The sequence below is a fragment of the Amycolatopsis vancoresmycina genome (genome assembly GCF_000716785.1).
Lineage (GTDB): Bacteria > Actinomycetota > Actinomycetes > Mycobacteriales > Pseudonocardiaceae > Amycolatopsis > Amycolatopsis vancoresmycina.
In genome coordinates this window covers 1-283 of sequence record NZ_JNYY01000076.1, presented here as the reverse complement: position 1 = coordinate 283, position 283 = coordinate 1, and the positions used below count along the sequence as shown (strand labels likewise).

Below are 283 nucleotides of genomic sequence, written 5' to 3'. Positions count from 1 at the left end.
CGCTCGCGACGATCTGGAAGACGGCGGCGCGTGGCTGTACGCCGAGACCGTGCGTCAGATCCACGCGTTGAACCCCGGCACCGGTGTCGAGCTGCTGATTCCGGACTTCAACGCGGATCCTGCGCAGCTGGCTGAGGTGTTCGGGGCGCGGCCGGAGGTGCTGGCGCACAACGTGGAGACGGTTCCGCGGATTTTCAAGCGTATTCGTCCGGGGTTCCGGTATGCGCGGTCGTTGGAGGTCATCACGGCGGCGCGTGAGGCCGGGTTGGTGACGAAGTCGAAC

Annotated in this window: 1 pseudogene; it reads left to right on the top strand. The window is 66.4% G+C overall.

Going from position 1 to position 283, the window contains the following annotated elements:
- A pseudogene (locus tag OO60_RS44385) lies at positions 1–283 on the top strand (lipoyl synthase); the annotation flags it as partial.